The sequence below is a fragment of the Pseudomonas arsenicoxydans genome (assembly GCF_900103875.1).
GTDB lineage: Bacteria > Pseudomonadota > Gammaproteobacteria > Pseudomonadales > Pseudomonadaceae > Aquipseudomonas > Aquipseudomonas arsenicoxydans.
The window spans coordinates 6309577-6325393 of the sequence record NZ_LT629705.1; the positions used below are offsets into that span (position 1 = coordinate 6309577).

Genomic DNA, 15817 nt, shown 5'->3' on the forward strand with positions numbered 1-15817 from the left:
GTCAGCCTTTGAACAATTGATTGGCCTTCGCGTACGGCATGGACCGCGACGTGAACCCGAATGTACCCGACGTCTTGATCTCTTCGGCAGCGCGGAAAAACTCGCCATAGGCAGCCAACGCCAGCGCCGAACCGACGCTGATGCGTTTTACGCCCATTTCGCGCAACTGCTCGACTGTCAGCTTGAGCCCGCCGGACATCAACACATTGACCGGTTTCGGTGCCACGGCGCGAACCACCGCCAATACGTCCTCAGCACTGCGCAAACCCGGCGCATACAAAACGTCGGCGCCTGCCTCGGCGAAAGCCTGCAAGCGGCGAATGGTGTCGGCGAGATCAGGATTGCCGTGCAGGAAGTTCTCCGCACGAGCGGTCAGCATGAACGGGAAAGGCAAGCTGCGCGCTGCGGCGACAGCCGCTTCGATACGCGCCACGGCATGTTCGAAGCAGTAGATAGGCGCCTCTTCGCGGCCCGTGGCGTCTTCGATCGAGCCACCGACGGCACCGGCCTCGGCTGCCCGCAAAATGCTCTGCGCGCATTCGGCCGGGTCGTCCGCGAAGCCGTTTTCCAGGTCCACTGCTACTGGCAGATCCGTCGCCGCGACAATCGCCCGAACATTCGCCAGGGTGTCCTCCAGCGACAATCCGCCATCTGGGCGTGCATTGGAAAAGGCATAACCGGCACTGGTGGTTGCCAGCGCCTCGAAACCCAGGCTGGCGAGCATTTTCGCCGAGCCGGCGTCCCACGGGTTGGGAATGACAAAAGCGCCCTCGCGTTCGTGCAGTGCTTTGAACGCCTGGGCTCGAAGGGTTTGCGCATCCATTGGCAGGCTCCTGAAAAGGGGAACGAATCCGCCTCAGAGCAGGCCAAGTTGCTCGGCGGCGGGTTCTCTGTATAGCTCAGGCAGCGGCGCCAAGCCAGGCAAACGCAACATCAGTTGTGCATGAAAACGTTGCGCCAGCTTGGCCGCCAGCAGGTTATCGGCGGTGTGCAGGAAGATGTAGGGCGTACGGCCCTCTTCGATCCACAGGGCGATTTTCTCGACCCACGGCACCAGGAACGGATCGTTGGCCTCAAGCTGCGGATGGCCGATGAAGCGCACCTGCGGGAATTGGGTGAACGCTGCCGGACGCGGCGGTACGTTGGGCTTTTTCGATTGCGCGTGAAGCACTGAGGGATCGGTTGAGGTGCAGCTGAACAGCGCACGCGGATCAAGGCAAATACGCTCGACGCCACGGTCGCGCAACAGGCGGTTGAGCATTCGCTCACTGTCACCTTTGGCGAAAAATTCGCTGTGGCGCACTTCTACCGCCAACGGTCGCTCCACGGCATCGATGAAAGCGGCGAGTTCGGGCAATCGTTGCGGCGTGAAGCTTTTCGATAATTGCAGCCACAGCGGAGAAACCCGCTCACCCAAGGGGCTGAGCAATTGCAGGAAGGTTTCGGTGGCGGTCAGTTGTTCGCGCAGGTCACCGCCGTGGCTAATGTCGCCGGGGAACTTGGCGGTGAAGCGAAAATGTTCGGGCAGTATTTCGGCCCAACGCTGCACGGTGGTGGCAGCCGGGCTCGCGTAGAAGGTCGTGTTGCCTTCTACGGCGTTAAATACTTGGGAATAAAGATTCAAAAACTCGGCGGGTTTGGCGTCGGGCGGATAGAGATAGTCGCGCCAGGCGTTTTCACTCCAGGACGGGCAGCCGAGGTAGTAAGGCAGCAGCATCAGATGTAGAGGTCGAGGCCCAGCACACCTGAATCCCAATCGACAAACCCGGCGGTGCTCAGGTAGCTGGCGAGTGCCATGGCAACGCTTTTGCTCATGGCGCGGTGATAGATCATGTCTTGCTGACGAGCCGGGAGATTGCTCAGACGTTGCGCGGAGGCTTTGGCAGCACGGGCGGCCAGTTGCTCTTCGGTCGGAATCTCCAGCTCGCCGTCGATATCGACGGAGTCGTCATCTGCCACAGGCCCTTTGCGGGGCTTGCGCTTGATGGGGTACGACTGGGAGGAAAGGCCGTCTATACGCATGAGTACATGTCCGGTATCAGTGATGGCAGTTTAGTGGCGCATGACCCACTTCGCAAACCGCCGAGTGATAACTAGAACACATAAAAACAAAAAGGTTTAAAAGCCGGAGGGAAAATCGACGATTGGCTGAGTTACGCAGATCGCCATCGCGAGCAGGCTCGCTCCCACAGGGGGTTAGCGCAGGTCCTGTGGGAGCGAGCCTGCTCGCGATGGGACCGACCCGATCTCAGAGATTAACGCGCCTTTGGCGTCGCCACTTTATCGCGCAAATAAACCGGCTGCGCCTCATCCGCCACAATCGCTTCACCGCGTTCCCAGGCAAACCGCGCCAGCGTCAGCAGGTCTTCGGCGTGAGGCAGCATGCCCGCGTCTTGCCCGGTCAGATTGACGGCGATGCGCTCGGCATAACCCCAACCGGTGCCCGCGCCAAACCAATCGCCGCTGGCGTCGGCAGGCAAGGCCGCCGCTTCTGGCGCCAACACCGCTTCCTTGCCGACCAGGCGCATCTCCCCCGCCGTTTCGCGGTAGCAACCCCAATACACCTCGTCCATCCGAGCATCGATGGCGGCCGCGACCTGGCTCACGCCGTGTTCGCGATACGCCCGCTGCGCCAGCACCGCCAGGTTGGACACCGGCAGCACCGGTCGATCCAGCGCAAACGCCAGGCCTTGCACCACGCCAATGGCGATCCTCACACCAGTGAATGCGCCTGGCCCACGACCGAAAGCAATGGCATCGACCGCTTGCAAAGTGGTCCCGGCATCGGCCAGCAGTTGCTGGATCATCGGCAGCAACTTCTGCGCATGCAGGCGCGGGATCACCTCGTAATGGCTCGTGACTTTGCCTTCATGCAGCAAGGCAACGGAGCAAGCTTCAGTCGCGGTGTCCAGGGCCAGCAAGGTACTCATCGATGTTTCCGTAAGAGAGGTCAGAAAAAGTGCGCCAGTATAAACAACTACGGCCCGCAAGCGGGCCGTAGAAGATGAAGCGATTCAGACTTTTCAGCTCAGCGCTTCAAGCACCTTGCCGGTGATCGCTTCAACCGAGCCAACACCTTCGACGTGGCTGTACTTCGGCTTGCCTTGAGCGGCGGACAGCTCCTGGTAAAACTTCACCAGAGGCTCGGTCTGGGCGTGGTAGACCGACAGACGATGACGCACGGTTTCTTCGGTGTCGTCTTTGCGCTGCACCAGCTCTTCACCGGTGATGTCGTCTTTACCGGCAATTTTCGGCGGGTTGTAGACGATGTGGTACACGCGACCGCTGGCCTCGTGAACACGACGGCCAGCGATACGCTGAACGATGTCTTCGTCTTTAACGTCGATTTCCAACACGTGGTCCAGCTCAACGCCGGCTTTCACCAGGGCTTCAGCCTGGGGAATGGTGCGCGGGAAACCGTCGAACAGGAAACCGTTGGCGCAATCGGCTTGGCTAATCCGTTCCTTGACCAGATTGATGATCAGGTCATCGGAAACCAGACCACCGCTGTCCATGATGCTCTTGGCGATCAGGCCCAGCTCGGTGCCGGCCTTAACCGCTGCACGCAGCATGTCGCCAGTGGAGATTTGCGGAATGCCGAATTTCTCGGTGATGAACTTAGCCTGAGTACCTTTACCGGCCCCGGGAGCTCCCAGCAGAATGACGCGCATCGATGTGCTCCTCAATTTTTTATATGGATAACGTCAGATTCGCCTCGTGGGGCCAATCTCAAAAATAGGGTCGTGGCCGCCCAAACGGCCAAAGGCTGATCAAGATACACAGCAGGCCCGGACCACACAAGCCGCCGAAAGTCGGAGAAACCCCCGCCCAACGTGCCCCATAGACGGGGTGGCCCAAGTCGCAACCCCGTCACTAACTGTCGCCTGGCCGCACGTTTTTGCCCCTCGCCCACAGGCCCTCGACGCTCGCGCCGAGGGCCACGCCCCACGACGAAAACCTTAGCCGGTATTTCGCAAACCGGCGGCAATCCCCGCCACAGACACCAGCAGCGCCTGTTCTACCGGGCTGCCCTGGGCCACGTCCTGTTGCCGCGAGCGCGCCAACAGTTCGGCCTGCAATAGATGAAGCGGGTCGAGGTAGGTGTTGCGCAAGCGGATGAATTCCAGGGTGTCTGGGCTATGTGCCAGTAGCTGAGACTGACCGGTCAGCCCAAGGACAACAGCGCATGCCTGCGACAATAGGTCGCGTAAATGCGCACCTAAAGGAAGCAAATCCGGCTCGACCAGACGTTCATCGTAGGACCGGGCGATGTCGGCATCGGCTTTGGCCAGGACCATTTCCAGCATATCGATGCGCGTGCGAAAGAATGGCCACTGTTCGCGCATCTGCCCCAGCAGTTCGCCTTCGCCGCGCTCCAGCGCCTTGCTCAGCGCCGCTTCCCAGCCCAGCCAGGCCGGTAACATCAGGCGCGTCTGGGTCCAGCCGAAGATCCACGGAATGGCGCGCAGGCTCTCGATACCGCCCGCGCGGCGCTTGGCCGGGCGACTGCCCAGCGGCAAACGGCCCAATTCCTGCTCCGGAGTGGATTGGCGGAAGTACTCGACGAACTGGGGATTTTCCCGCACCACGGCACGGTATGCCTTGACCCCGTCCGCAGCCAGTTCGTCCATCAGATGGCGCCAGGCCGGCTCCGGTGGTGGTGGCGGCAACAATGTCGCTTCCAGCACTGCCGCCAGGTACAGATTGAGGTTTTGCTCGGCGATGTCCGGCAGGCCGAATTTGAAACGAATCATTTCCCCCTGCTCGGTGGTGCGGAAACGCCCCGCCACAGAACCCGGTGGTTGCGACAGGATCGCCGCGTGTGCCGGGCCGCCGCCGCGCCCCACGGTGCCACCACGACCGTGGAACAGCAGCAGCTCCACTTGCTGCTCGCGGCAGATATCGACCAGGCGTTCCTGCGCCCGATATTGCGCCCAGGCCGCGGCAGTGGTGCCGGCGTCCTTGGCCGAGTCGGAATAGCCGATCATCACTTCCTGCGGCCCTTGCAGGCGCGAGCGATAACCCGGCAGCAGCAACAGCTTTTCGATCACCGGCCCGGCGTTGTCCAGGTCGGCGAGGGTTTCGAACAGCGGCACGACACGCATCGGCCGCAGCACGCCGGACTCTTTGAGCAGCAGTTGCACAGCTAATACATCGGAAGCAGCACCAGCCATGGAGATCACATAAGAGCCAAGGGAAGCGCCCGGTGCGGCAGCGATTTCCCGGCAGGTCGCCAGTACTTCCGCGGTGTCGGCCGACGGTTTGAAGTACGCCGGCAGCAGCGGCCGACGGTTATTCAACTCATTCATCAAGAAGGTGATGCGCTCTTCCTCACTCCAGTCTTCGTAACGACCAAGCCCCAGGTAATCGGTGATTTCCGTCATGGCGGCGGTGTGCCGCGACGAGTCCTGACGCACGTCCAGGCGCACCAGGAACAACCCGAACGTCACCGCCCGGCGCAGGCAATCGAGCAAGGGGCCGTCAGCAATCACACCCATTCCGCACTCATGCAGCGAGTGGTAGCAAAGCTCCAGAGGATCGAGCAGGTCGCGGTTGTTTTGCAGTACATCGGCGGGAGCAGGCGTTGTCGCGGTCAAGGAGGCGTGAGCCCAGTTACGCGTCGCGCGCAGACGTTCGCGCAATTGTTTGAGCACCGCGCGGTAAGGTTCGGCGCTGTCCCCGGCCTTGGCTTTCAGAGCATCGCTGGCCTGCTGCATCGACAATTCCGCAGCAAGATGATCGACGTCGCGCAGATACAAATCGGCCGCCATCCAGCGCGCCAGCAGCAAGACTTCACGGGTCACGGCGGCCGTCACATTCGGGTTGCCGTCGCGGTCGCCGCCCATCCAGGAGGCGAATCGAATCGGTGCACCTTCCAGCGGCAGATGCAGGCCGGTGGCGTCATGCAGGGCTTTATCGGCCTTGCGCAAATAATTGGGGATCGCCTGCCACAGTGAATGCTCGATCACCGCGAAACCCCATTTGGCCTCGTCCACGGGCGTCGGCCGGGTGCGGCGGATTTCTTCGGTGTGCCACGCCTCGGCAATCAGGCGCTGTAACTTCGCCTTGATCTGCTCGCGCTCGGCGGTGGTCAGGTCGCGGTGGTCCTGGGCAGCCAGTTGCGCGGCGATGGCGTCGTATTTCTGGATCAGCGTGCGCCGCGCCACTTCGGTCGGGTGCGCGGTGAGGACCAGTTCGATTTCCAGCCGTCCCAACTGACGGGCCAGGGATTCGGCGCTGTGGCCTTCGGCTCGCAGGCGAGCGAGTAATTCCGGCAACACGCGCGCTTCGAACGGTGCCGGTTGCGACTCTTCGCGGCGGTGAATCAGCTGATATTGCTCGGCGATATTGGCCAGGTTGAGGAACTGGTTGAACGCTCGCGCCACCGGCAGCAACTCTGCTTCGCTCAACTGGTTGAGACTGGCGCTCAGTTCAGCGTCCATCGAGCCGCGACGGTCGGCTTTGGCGCCTTTGCGAATCTGCTCGATCTTGTCGAGAAAACCGTCCCCGTACTGGTCACGAATGGTGTTGCCCAACAGCTCACCCAGCAGGTGAACGTCCTCGCGCAAGCGTGCATCAATATCGGTCATCAGCAGTTCTCCAGCAAAAATTCCGGGCGGCCTAGAACCTAAAGAGTGCCGCTCTAAAGCGGTTCTTACAAGCAAACGACGAAGGGACTTTAAACCTTGGGTGTAGAAGCTAGTCTCAAGTGTAAGCCGCACAACGGCTTCGGCCGGCCTTTGCCGGACACTCACACCGCCTGCCACGAGCAGGAGCGCAATGAGGTTTTTATGAAAATCCGTGAACTGGCTCAGCATTGGGAAGAAAACGCCAAAGGGCGACTGACCGATACCGGTTATAGAATCCATCTGGATATGGAGGCCGCCGCACGGCTGGCGGCAATTGTCGAGATGTACCCCAAACGCCAACCCGAAGAACTGCTTGGCGAGCTGATCGGCGCCGCGCTGGAAGAGTTGGAAAAGAGCTTTCCCTACGTGAAAGGCTCGACCGTGGTCGCCACTGACGAAGAGGGTGATCCGCTGTACGAAGACATTGGTCCGACCCCGCGCTTCCTCGCGCTGTCACGTCGGCACCTGCACGATTTATCGGCCGGTAGCGAGAAGCAGAAGCACTGAGTTTTACGCCGAACATGTGGGAGCACATTTGCTCCCACATGAGTTGTAATCCCCTCCCGAAATTGAGTATTCCCAGGCTACCAAACGGTCGGGGATACCCCTGTGTCTCACCAAAGTTCCCGACTTAGAGCCTTGTCCGATCGGTCAAAGTTTTTTTCGGCAATTGGCCATCTTTTCTGAACTTTAAAAAAACCACTCGGGTCACACCCATTAACCACGCCTGGGACGGCCGTTTCAAAACACCCCGGAAATTGACGGTTACGGCTCCTTGCCCAGCATGGATATTTCAGTTTTTCAGGAGTTTTACCAATGGAGTTGAAGACCATGAAGATCAGCACTGCCAAGTCCTCGTTCAATCATTTGCGCAGTCTGAAACTGGCTGCCCTGGCAATCGGCACCAGCTTCGTTCTGGCTGGCTGCGCCGGCAATCCACCGACCGAGCAATTCGCTGTGACGCAATCCGCTGTGAATAGCGCGGTCAGCGCCGGCGGCACCGAGTTCGCGGCCGTGGAAATGAAATCCGCGCAAGACAAGCTCAAACAATCCGAAATCGCCATGCACGACAAAAAGTATGAAGAAGCCAGAATTCTGGCCGAACAGGCTGAGTGGGACGCTCGTGTAGCCGAACGCAAAGCCCAGGCGATCAAAGCCGATCAAGCTGTGAAGGACTCTCAGAAAGGCGTTCAGGAACTGCGTCAGGAAAGTCAGCGCACTGTGCAATAAGCGCGCATCCGGACCAAAGACTGAAGCTCTTATCGATAGAAAAGGACGAATGATTATGCGTAAGCAACTGATGATCCCCGCTCTCCTGGCCGCAAGCGTTGCACTGGCTGCCTGCTCCACCCCGCCTAACGCGAATCTGGAACAGGCCCGTACCAACTACAGCGGCCTGCAAGCCAATCCGCAAGCGAGCAAAGTTGCGGCACTGGAAACCAAAGACGCCAGCGACTACCTGGATAAGGCCGACAAGGCTTATCAGGACAAGCAAGACCAGGCCAAGGTTGACCAACTGGCTTACCTGACCAACCAGCGTGTTGAAGTGGCCAAGCAGACCATCGCCCTGCGCACCGCTGAAGCCAACTTGAAAAACGCATCGGCCCAACGCGCCCAGGCCCGCCTGGATGCCCGCGATGCGCAAATCAAGCAGTTGCAGGACAGCCTGAACGCCAAGCAAACCGATCGCGGCACCGTGGTGACCTTCGGTGACGTGCTGTTTGCCACCGACCGGGCTGACCTGAAATCCAGCGGTCTGGTGAATATCAACAAACTGGCGCAGTTCCTCTCGGAAAATCCTGATCGCAAAGTGATCGTCGAGGGTTACACCGACAGCACCGGCACCGCGAGCCACAACCAGTCGCTGTCCGAACGTCGTGCCGGTTCCGTGCGCATGGCACTGGTGAAAATGGGCGTTGATCCAGCGCGCATCGTTGCCCAGGGTTATGGCAAGGAATACCCGGTTGCTGAAAACGATAGCACCTCGGGTCGTGCGATGAACCGTCGGGTGGAAGTGACCATTTCCAACGACAACCAGCCAGTGATCCCGCGTTCGGCAGTCAGCTCGAACTAAGCGTCACCCGCTGAAACACAAAAGCCCCGCCTGAGTCGATCAGGCGGGGCTTTTTTTTTTAGATCAAGGGATCGCAGCCTCGTTTTACTCGACAGCTCCTACAGGGACCGTGTGTTTCTGTAGGAGCTGTCGAGTGAAACGAGGCTGCGATCTTTTCCAGCGCGCTACGGCTCTAACTTCTGCGGCGTTTCCTGGCCCATGCAGCGCACGGCTTTTTTCTGATTGTTGACCAGTACGCCAGTCAGGCCTTTCTGTTCGGTATCAAACATCACCAGCACGCCATCGATGCACTGGGCCACTTGCGACGCTGGCTCCAGGGAGACTTTGTAGTCTTCGCCCGGCACGGTCTTGAGCATGGTGAAATCGCTGAGCAGCAACGCATCTTCGGGTTTGGCGAAGTGCAGGTAACCGTAGAACCACAAGGCCCCGACGGTGCCGAGGATGCTGCAGATGCCGGTGATGATCAGCGGGATGGCGTTACGTTCTTCACTCATTGCGGACTCTCTGGTGGTTCATCTTCTGAATTCGGGGGTGCCGGGTAATTGGGAACTTCACCCAGGCGGCGCAGGCCGTTGAAATGCTGCGGGTCGTCAAGATAGCGCAGCATGACTTTGCGCCAGACCGGGTCTGCGAACGTCTGCACATGACCGCCACGGGTCAGCTGCAGCACTCGCGGCGGCGGCGCAGCTTGATACAGACGGATGCCATTGGAAAGGGGCACGATCGGATCGTCGATGCTGTGGTAGATCAGTTTTGGTACGCCATTGAGCTGCGCCACCGAGTTGATCGCGCTGTCACCGTCAGGCACCAGCCAGGACAACGGCACCTGGAAGGCCCAGGTCAGCCAGGAGTTGCTCAGGGCGTATTGGCCAATACTGCGATAACTGGCGGGAACGCCATCCAGGACCAAGGCCTTGAGTTGTTTCTGGCGTTCGGGATGCTGGACCAGATAGTGCACGGCCATCGAACCACCGAGGCTCTGGCCGAGCAGGATCAGCGGCTTGCCTTTAACCTCCGGTGCCTGATCGAGCCATTTGAACGCGGCATCGATGTCCTCATAGATCTCTGGCAAGCTCGGTTTCCCTTCGGACAAACCATAGCCGCGATAGTCCACCAGCAGCACTTGATAGCCTTGTTTGGGCAACCACCAGCTCCCGCCCAAATGCATCGGCAGATTGCCGCCGTTGCCGTGCAGATGCAGCACGGTGCCCTTGACCTCGACACCTTTTTTCGCCGGCAGCCACCAAGCGTTCAGCTTGAGGCCATCAGCCGTGGTCAGGGTCACTTCGCGGTAGTCGAGCTTGGCTTTTTCCGGAGTAAACAGCTGACCGGGTTCGGGGTAGAACAGCAAGGAGCTGCAACCGCTCAAGGTCAGAATAAGGCAGACAATGCCGAGGATTCTCATCCGTTGAAACCTCGCGAATACAGGGATTGAAATACAACCCCCTGTGGGAGCGGGCTTGCCCGCGATGGCGGCTTAACATTCAACATTCGTGTTGGCTGTGACATCGCTATCGCGGGCAAGCCCGCTCCCACAGGAGATAACTTCTGACCTAGAGAATGTTCGAGTAATCCGCTTCGATCCGGTCCAGGCTCAGGTGGTTGAGGAAGTTGGAGAAGCACATCCACGCCGACAGCGCGTTCATGTCGCGGAACTGCTCCGGCAAATACTTCGGCGGCACCACCAGCCCTTCATCCACCAACTGACGCAAGGTGCGCATGTCTTCCAGCGTAGTCTTGCCGCAAAACAGCAGCGGAATCTGCTCAAGCTTGCCTTTACGCACGGCCAACTGAATGTAGTTGTAAACCATGATAAAGCCCTTGAGGTAGGACAAGTCTTTGGTAAATGGCAGCCCATTGGGCACCGAACCACGGAACACCCGGCTGGCGTTGCCGTAGCTTTCGGGCATTTCGAAGCCTTGCTCGCGGAAGAACTCGTAGACCTGCAGAAAGTCCGCGCCCTCCTCCACCATGTGAATGGCGCGGGTGCGGTTGGTCAGCTTGCGCAGGCGACTCGGGTAAGAAGCGAAGGTGATGATTTCCATCAGGATCGCCAGGCCTTCCTGGGTCACCGTCGATGACGGCGGGCCCTTGGACAGGAACGTACAGATCGGCTGGTTCAGTCCGTTGAGCGTCGTGCCGACATGCACCAGCCCTTCGTGAACCTCCAGGGCGCGCACGTCACGTTCGTTGAACATCGCGTCGGTGCGGATCTTGATGTAGTCGGCGCCAGCCGCCGCGTCAGCAACAATGCCATCGGACTCGAACACCCGAATGGTTTCCTCGGCCTCGCCAAACACCTTGCTCAACCGGGTTTGCAGTAAATTCACGGCATCCTTGGCGGTGAGGATTTTCGGCTCATCCTTAAGGTCGCCCCGGCCATCGATGTTGTTCAGGTAGTCGGAGAGCATCAGGCCGAGGTCGGACAGCGTCGGATCACCGGCGTGGAACGCGTCGGATGCAGCGCCGTACAACTCCTGTGAAATCAGGCCGAAATCCTCGGTGCCGCGCGCTTCGAGCATACGCACCACCATCCGGTATTCCTTGCACATGCGACGCATGATCTGGCCGACCGGGTTGAACTGGCCAAGCTGGCGGGTGATGTCGCGTTCGATGTTCTGGAATTCCAGTTTCACTTTGCTGGAATCGAATGTCAGCGGTCGGTTGAGGTAATAGTCGCGATCCACGGCCGGCATTTCCTTGCCCTTGGCCTTGAGGAAACCCTTGCGGATGCTGTCATCCCATTTCACCGCATCGAGGACGCGAATCGGCGTCTGCGCCAGCACAATGCGATCGGACAAAATGCGTATCGTCTGCTGGTAATCGTCCACCCGAAACTCCTGTAGAAAAACCGTTACGTGCTGGATTTATTTGGCTTTGGCCAGGCGCTGATAGCGCACGGCCTCGACGAACACATCGGAATTGGCCGGATCATCGAGGTAAGCAAAGACCTGGTCCATGCTGTTGTTGATCAACACGCCGTCGCCGTCGTCAGTCTGAAAGCCTTCGCCACTCAGGACTTTTTGTCCGAGTGCCTGGTTGATCTGCTCGAGGTCGAGGTTATAGACCACCAGTTCGTGCTTATCGTTGAGCTCGAAACCCGCAATAGTGAAATGACCGCCGAACTGCGCCGGGACCTTCGCCGACAGGTACCAGCGACTGCCATGGCGCGACACCGTGAAGGGATAGGCTTCGCGCTCGCTGGGTTTGGCCTTGAAATAGCTGACCGCCTGATAGCGATTGTCGCCCAGGCGCGTCAGTTCCAGATTCATCGGCTCGCCCCAGGCGTTGGTGCTGGTCCATTTGCCGAGTAATCCTTTGGGCGCGGGGTCGCTCGTGGGCAGAGGCTCCTTGAAGGTCACCAGGCAGCCACTGAGCAGCAGGAACGACAAGGCGATCACTACGACGCGCCAGGCTTTCATTCAACACTCCCTATGAACACACATCGCCCTCAAGTGGCCACCAACCTTGTGGGAGCGAGCCTGCTCGCGATGGCGGATTGTCAGGCAACAGAGATGTTGAATGTCAGACCGTAATCGCGAGCAGGCTCGCTCCCACAGGGGATTCGCCTCCACTCAGGAATTACACCGACGCCAACACCAGGTGCATGTAGCGGGTCAGGATACCGAGCATTTCGGCTTCGGCCACAGGCTCGGCGTCGTTGAGCAGGCCCTGATATTCCATCCGTCCGATAATGGCCGTCAACACTTTGGCATCCTGTTGTGGCTCACGGGAACCCAATACTTCGAAAAGCTGACACGTTCCCTGCAGCAGAATTTGCTGATGCGAGCGCACCAACAGCGCCAGGCGTGGGTTCAGCAGCGCTTCCTGGCGGAATGCCTGCTCGGCCATCAAGTGTTCGCGACGATTGATCAGTTGCCGGTGAACATAGTCCGCCATCAACCCTGCGATGTCGTCCGCCAATTGCGAGCGAGACTCGGGGCTGCCGTCGCCGCTGACCACCATCTCACGCAGCAGGCCTTCATTGTTCACCCACAGCTTGGCCATGAACGCGGCGCTGCGTTCCACGTATTGCGCGAAGGTATCGGTGAGCAAGTCATCGATATCCTTGAAGTAGTAAGTGGTGGCCGACAACGGCACATTGGCCTCGGCCGCCACCGCGCGGTGACGCACAGCCCGCACGCCATCGCGCACGACAATGCGCATCGCCGCATCGAGAATCTCCTGTCGACGCTGCTCGCTGCCCTGTCGGCTGGCCTTGCGGCCTTGGTACTGAACACTTTCAGCGACTGCAGTGGCGACATCCGCTGCACCCTCTTGAGCCATTGCACGGTTCACGACAGGTCTTCCTCACTTATTTCAAAAGTAACCATTTGATACGTTTGTACCAGACAGGCAATAAAAAGCCGCCTGTTTTAGGCGGCTTTTTAAATGAAACGTTTACGCTTGCGGCCGCATGTGCGGGAACAGGATCACGTCGCGGATCGACGGTGAGTTGGTCAACAACATCACCAGGCGATCGATGCCGATGCCTTCACCCGCTGTTGGCGGCATGCCGTACTCCAGCGCGCGAACGAAGTCGGCGTCGTAGTGCATGGCTTCGTCGTCGCCGGCGTCCTTGTCCGCCACCTGCGCCATGAAGCGCTCGGCCTGGTCTTCCGCGTCGTTCAACTCGGAATAGGCGTTGGCGATTTCACGGCCGCCGATGAACAGTTCGAAACGGTCGGTGACGCTTGGGTTTTCGTCGTTACGACGGGCCAGCGGCGAGACTTCGAACGGGTACTGGGTAATGAAGTGCGGCTGTTCCAGCTTGTGCTCGACCAGTTCTTCGAAAATCATCACCTGCAACTTGCCCAGACCTTCGAAGCCCAGCACCTTGGCACCGGCCTTCTTGGCGATGGCACGCGCCTTCTCGATGTCGGTCAGGTCGTCAGCGGTCAGCTCGGGGTTGTACTTGAGGATCGAGTCGAACACCGACAGACGCACGAACGGTTCGCCGAAATGGAACACCTTGTCGCCGTAAGGCACGTCGGTGCTGCCCAGCACCAGCTGCGCCAGCTCGCGGAACAGCTCTTCGGTCAGGTCCATGTTGTCTTCGTAGTCGGCGTAAGCCTGGTAGAACTCCAACATGGTGAATTCAGGGTTGTGCCGCGTCGAGACACCTTCGTTACGGAAGTTGCGGTTGATCTCGAACACTTTCTCGAAGCCGCCGACAACCAGACGCTTGAGGTACAGCTCAGGCGCGATACGCAGGAACATTTCCATGTCCAGCGCGTTGTGGTGAGTTTCGAATGGCTTGGCCGCAGCGCCGCCCGGAATGGTTTGCAGCATCGGCGTTTCGACTTCGAGGAAGTCGCGCTTCATCAGGAAGCTGCGGATGTGCGCAATCACTTGCGAACGCACGCGGAACGTCTGGCGCACGTCTTCGTTGACGATCAGGTCAACGTAGCGCTGGCGATAGCGCTGTTCGGTGTCGGTCAGGCCGTGGTGCTTGTCCGGCAGCGGGCGCAGCGACTTGGTCAGCAGGCGCACTTCGGTCATTTCAACGTACAGGTCGCCCTTGCCGGAACGGGCCAAGGTGCCAACGGCTGCAATGATGTCGCCCATGTCCCAGGTTTTCACCGCGGCCAGGGTTTCTTCGGACAGGGTTTTACGGTTGACGTAGACCTGGATGCGACCGGTCATGTCCTGGATCACCATGAACGAGCCACGGTTGAGCATGATGCGACCGGCAACCTTGACCGGAATTGCAGCCTCTGCCAGCTCTTCCTTGGTCTTGTCCGCGTACTGTTTCTGCAAGTCATTGCAGTAGTTTTCGCGGCGGAAGTCGTTGGGGAAGGCATTGCCCTTGGCGCGCTCGGCAGCAAGCTTTTCCTTGCGCAGGGCGATCAGGGAGTTTTCTTCCTGTTGCAGGGCTTGCGGGTCGAGTTCTAGGTCGCTCATGTCTTTAAAAATTCCATCACAGGTTCGTTGCCCCCACCGGTGGCAGGGGACTTGAGGTCTTGACTGGCGGTTTACAGGCCTTGTTTCAGGCTGGCCACCAGGTATTCGTCAATGTCGCCGTCGAGCACCTTGTCGCAGTCACTGCGTTCGATGTTAGTGCGCAAATCCTTGATTCGCGACGCATCGAGCACGTAAGAGCGAATCTGGTGACCCCAGCCGATGTCCGACTTGGTGTCTTCCAGGGCCTGGGAGGCGGCGTTGCGTTTCTGCACTTCCTGCTCGTACAAGCGCGCCCGCAACATTTTCATCGCGGTGTCTTTGTTGGCGTGCTGGGAGCGTTCGTTCTGGCAGCTGACCACGGTGTTGGTCGGTACGTGGGTGATACGTACGGCCGAGTCGGTGGTGTTTACGTGCTGACCACCGGCACCGGAGGAGCGGTAGGTGTCGATGCGCAGGTCCGACGGGTTGATATCGATTTCGATGTTGTCATCGATTTCCGGCGATACGAACACGGCCGAGAACGAGGTGTGGCGGCGGTTGCCGGAGTCGAACGGGCTCTTGCGCACCAGACGGTGCACGCCGATCTCGGTGCGCAACCAGCCAAAGGCGTATTCGCCCTTGATGTGCACCGTGGCGCCCTTGATCCCGGCGACTTCACCGGCCGACAGCTCCATGATGGTGGCGTCGAAACCGCGTTTGTCAGCCCAGCGCAGGTACATGCGCAGCAGGATGTTGGCCCAGTCCTGGGCCTCGGTGCCGCCGGAGCCGGCCTGGATGTCCAGGTAGGCGTTGTTGGCGTCCATTTCACCGCTGAACATGCGACGGAATTCGAGCTTTTCCAGCGACTCGCGCAGGCGCTCGACTTCGGCGGCGACGTCATCGACGGCGGCCTGGTCTTCTTCTTCGGCGGACATCAGCAGCAGGTCTTTGGCGTCGGCCAGGCCTGAATGCATTTCGTCGAGGGTTTCGACGATCTGAGCCAGCAGCGATCGCTCGCGGCCCAGTTCCTGAGCGTACGACGGGTTGTTCCAGACAGACGGATCTTCAAGCTCGCGATTGACTTCAGTCAGACGCTCATGCTTTTGATCGTAGTCAAAGATACCCCCGAATAGTTTCGGAGCGCTCGGACAGGTCCTTGATACTGTTAAGGATCGGGTTGATTTCCATGGCGGGCAGCACTCGTTGGCGAACTTTTGAAAGCCGGCGAGTA

The 15817-nt window shown here is 59.4% G+C and carries 16 protein-coding genes; 3 read left to right on the forward strand and 13 right to left on the reverse strand.

Annotation, left to right across the window (positions count from 1 at the left end; translation table 11 throughout):
• Position 1 precedes the first annotated feature (1 nt).
• From BLQ41_RS29535 to ppc, 6 genes are all read right to left on the reverse strand, one after another.
• On the reverse strand, positions 2-823 hold the full coding sequence (locus BLQ41_RS29535) for an isocitrate lyase/PEP mutase family protein (protein ID WP_090187902.1): 822 nt from the start codon (positions 821-823) through the stop codon (positions 2-4).
• Between the two features lie 33 nt (positions 824-856).
• A complete protein-coding gene (locus tag BLQ41_RS29540) occupies positions 857-1717 on the reverse strand; it encodes a DUF72 domain-containing protein (RefSeq protein WP_090187905.1) in 861 nt (286 codons plus the stop codon).
• Positions 1717-2022 carry a hypothetical protein gene (locus BLQ41_RS29545; protein ID WP_090187907.1) on the reverse strand — a complete coding sequence of 102 codons (306 nt, stop codon included), beginning with the start codon at positions 2020-2022 and terminating at the stop codon, positions 1717-1719. Before BLQ41_RS29545 ends, BLQ41_RS29540 begins: the two co-directional genes overlap by 1 nt.
• 233 nt (positions 2023-2255) lie before the next feature.
• Entirely contained in the window at positions 2256-2930 is a 675-nt protein-coding gene (gene tsaB / locus BLQ41_RS29550) for a tRNA (adenosine(37)-N6)-threonylcarbamoyltransferase complex dimerization subunit type 1 TsaB (RefSeq protein WP_090187910.1), read from the reverse strand.
• Between the two features lie 93 nt (positions 2931-3023).
• Positions 3024-3671 carry an adenylate kinase gene (gene adk, locus BLQ41_RS29555; RefSeq protein WP_090187913.1) on the reverse strand — a complete coding sequence of 216 codons (648 nt, stop codon included), beginning with the start codon at positions 3669-3671 and terminating at the stop codon, positions 3024-3026.
• Between the two features lie 288 nt (positions 3672-3959).
• A complete protein-coding gene (gene ppc, locus BLQ41_RS29560; protein WP_090187916.1) occupies positions 3960-6590 on the reverse strand; it encodes a phosphoenolpyruvate carboxylase in 2631 nt (876 codons plus the stop codon).
• 201 nt (positions 6591-6791) lie between these two features.
• Here ppc and BLQ41_RS29565 point away from each other — a divergent pair, with 201 nt between their 5' ends.
• The 3 genes from BLQ41_RS29565 (at position 6792) to BLQ41_RS29575 (ending at position 8703) form a co-directional block, all read left to right on the forward strand.
• Complete coding sequence (locus tag BLQ41_RS29565) at positions 6792-7136, forward strand: pilin assembly protein (RefSeq protein ID WP_090187918.1); 345 nt, start codon at positions 6792-6794, stop codon at positions 7134-7136.
• A gap of 309 nt (positions 7137-7445) precedes the next feature.
• Positions 7446-7859: a DUF4398 domain-containing protein gene (locus BLQ41_RS29570; protein ID WP_090187921.1), complete on the forward strand. Its 414-nt coding sequence runs from the start codon at positions 7446-7448 to the stop codon at positions 7857-7859.
• Positions 7860-7914: 55 nt separating this feature from the next.
• Positions 7915-8703: an OmpA family protein gene (locus BLQ41_RS29575; RefSeq protein WP_090188911.1), complete on the forward strand. Its 789-nt coding sequence runs from the start codon at positions 7915-7917 to the stop codon at positions 8701-8703.
• Between the two features lie 164 nt (positions 8704-8867).
• Here BLQ41_RS29575 and BLQ41_RS29580 read toward each other — a convergent pair whose 3' ends face one another.
• From BLQ41_RS29580 to prfB, 7 genes are all read right to left on the reverse strand, one after another.
• Complete coding sequence (locus BLQ41_RS29580; protein WP_090187923.1) at positions 8868-9197, reverse strand: hypothetical protein; 330 nt, start codon at positions 9195-9197, stop codon at positions 8868-8870.
• The gene (locus BLQ41_RS29585) at positions 9194-10108 is read right to left on the reverse strand and encodes an alpha/beta hydrolase (RefSeq protein ID WP_090187926.1); all 915 of its coding nucleotides are present in this window, start codon (positions 10106-10108) and stop codon (positions 9194-9196) included. Before BLQ41_RS29585 ends, BLQ41_RS29580 begins: the two co-directional genes overlap by 4 nt.
• 148 nt (positions 10109-10256) lie before the next feature.
• A complete protein-coding gene (locus tag BLQ41_RS29590; RefSeq protein ID WP_090187928.1) occupies positions 10257-11534 on the reverse strand; it encodes a flavohemoglobin expression-modulating QEGLA motif protein in 1278 nt (425 codons plus the stop codon).
• 36 nt (positions 11535-11570) lie between these two features.
• Positions 11571-12125 (reverse strand): hypothetical protein, encoded by a 555-nt coding sequence (locus BLQ41_RS29595; RefSeq protein ID WP_090187930.1) that lies wholly within the window; start codon positions 12123-12125, stop codon positions 11571-11573.
• 160 nt (positions 12126-12285) lie between these two features.
• Complete coding sequence (locus tag BLQ41_RS29600) at positions 12286-13002, reverse strand: TetR/AcrR family transcriptional regulator (protein ID WP_167360515.1); 717 nt, start codon at positions 13000-13002, stop codon at positions 12286-12288.
• A 102-nt stretch (positions 13003-13104) separates the two neighbouring features.
• Entirely contained in the window at positions 13105-14607 is a 1503-nt protein-coding gene (lysS, locus tag BLQ41_RS29605) for a lysine--tRNA ligase (protein WP_090187934.1), read from the reverse strand.
• Between the two features lie 71 nt (positions 14608-14678).
• Positions 14679-15774, reverse strand: a protein-coding gene (prfB, locus tag BLQ41_RS29610; RefSeq protein ID WP_095920368.1) for a peptide chain release factor 2 whose coding sequence is annotated in 2 segments (ribosomal slippage) — positions 14679-15701 and positions 15703-15774 — 1095 coding nt in all. Because the reading frame shifts where the segments join, the coding sequence is not laid out codon by codon here.
• Positions 15775-15817: the final 43 nt, after the last annotated feature.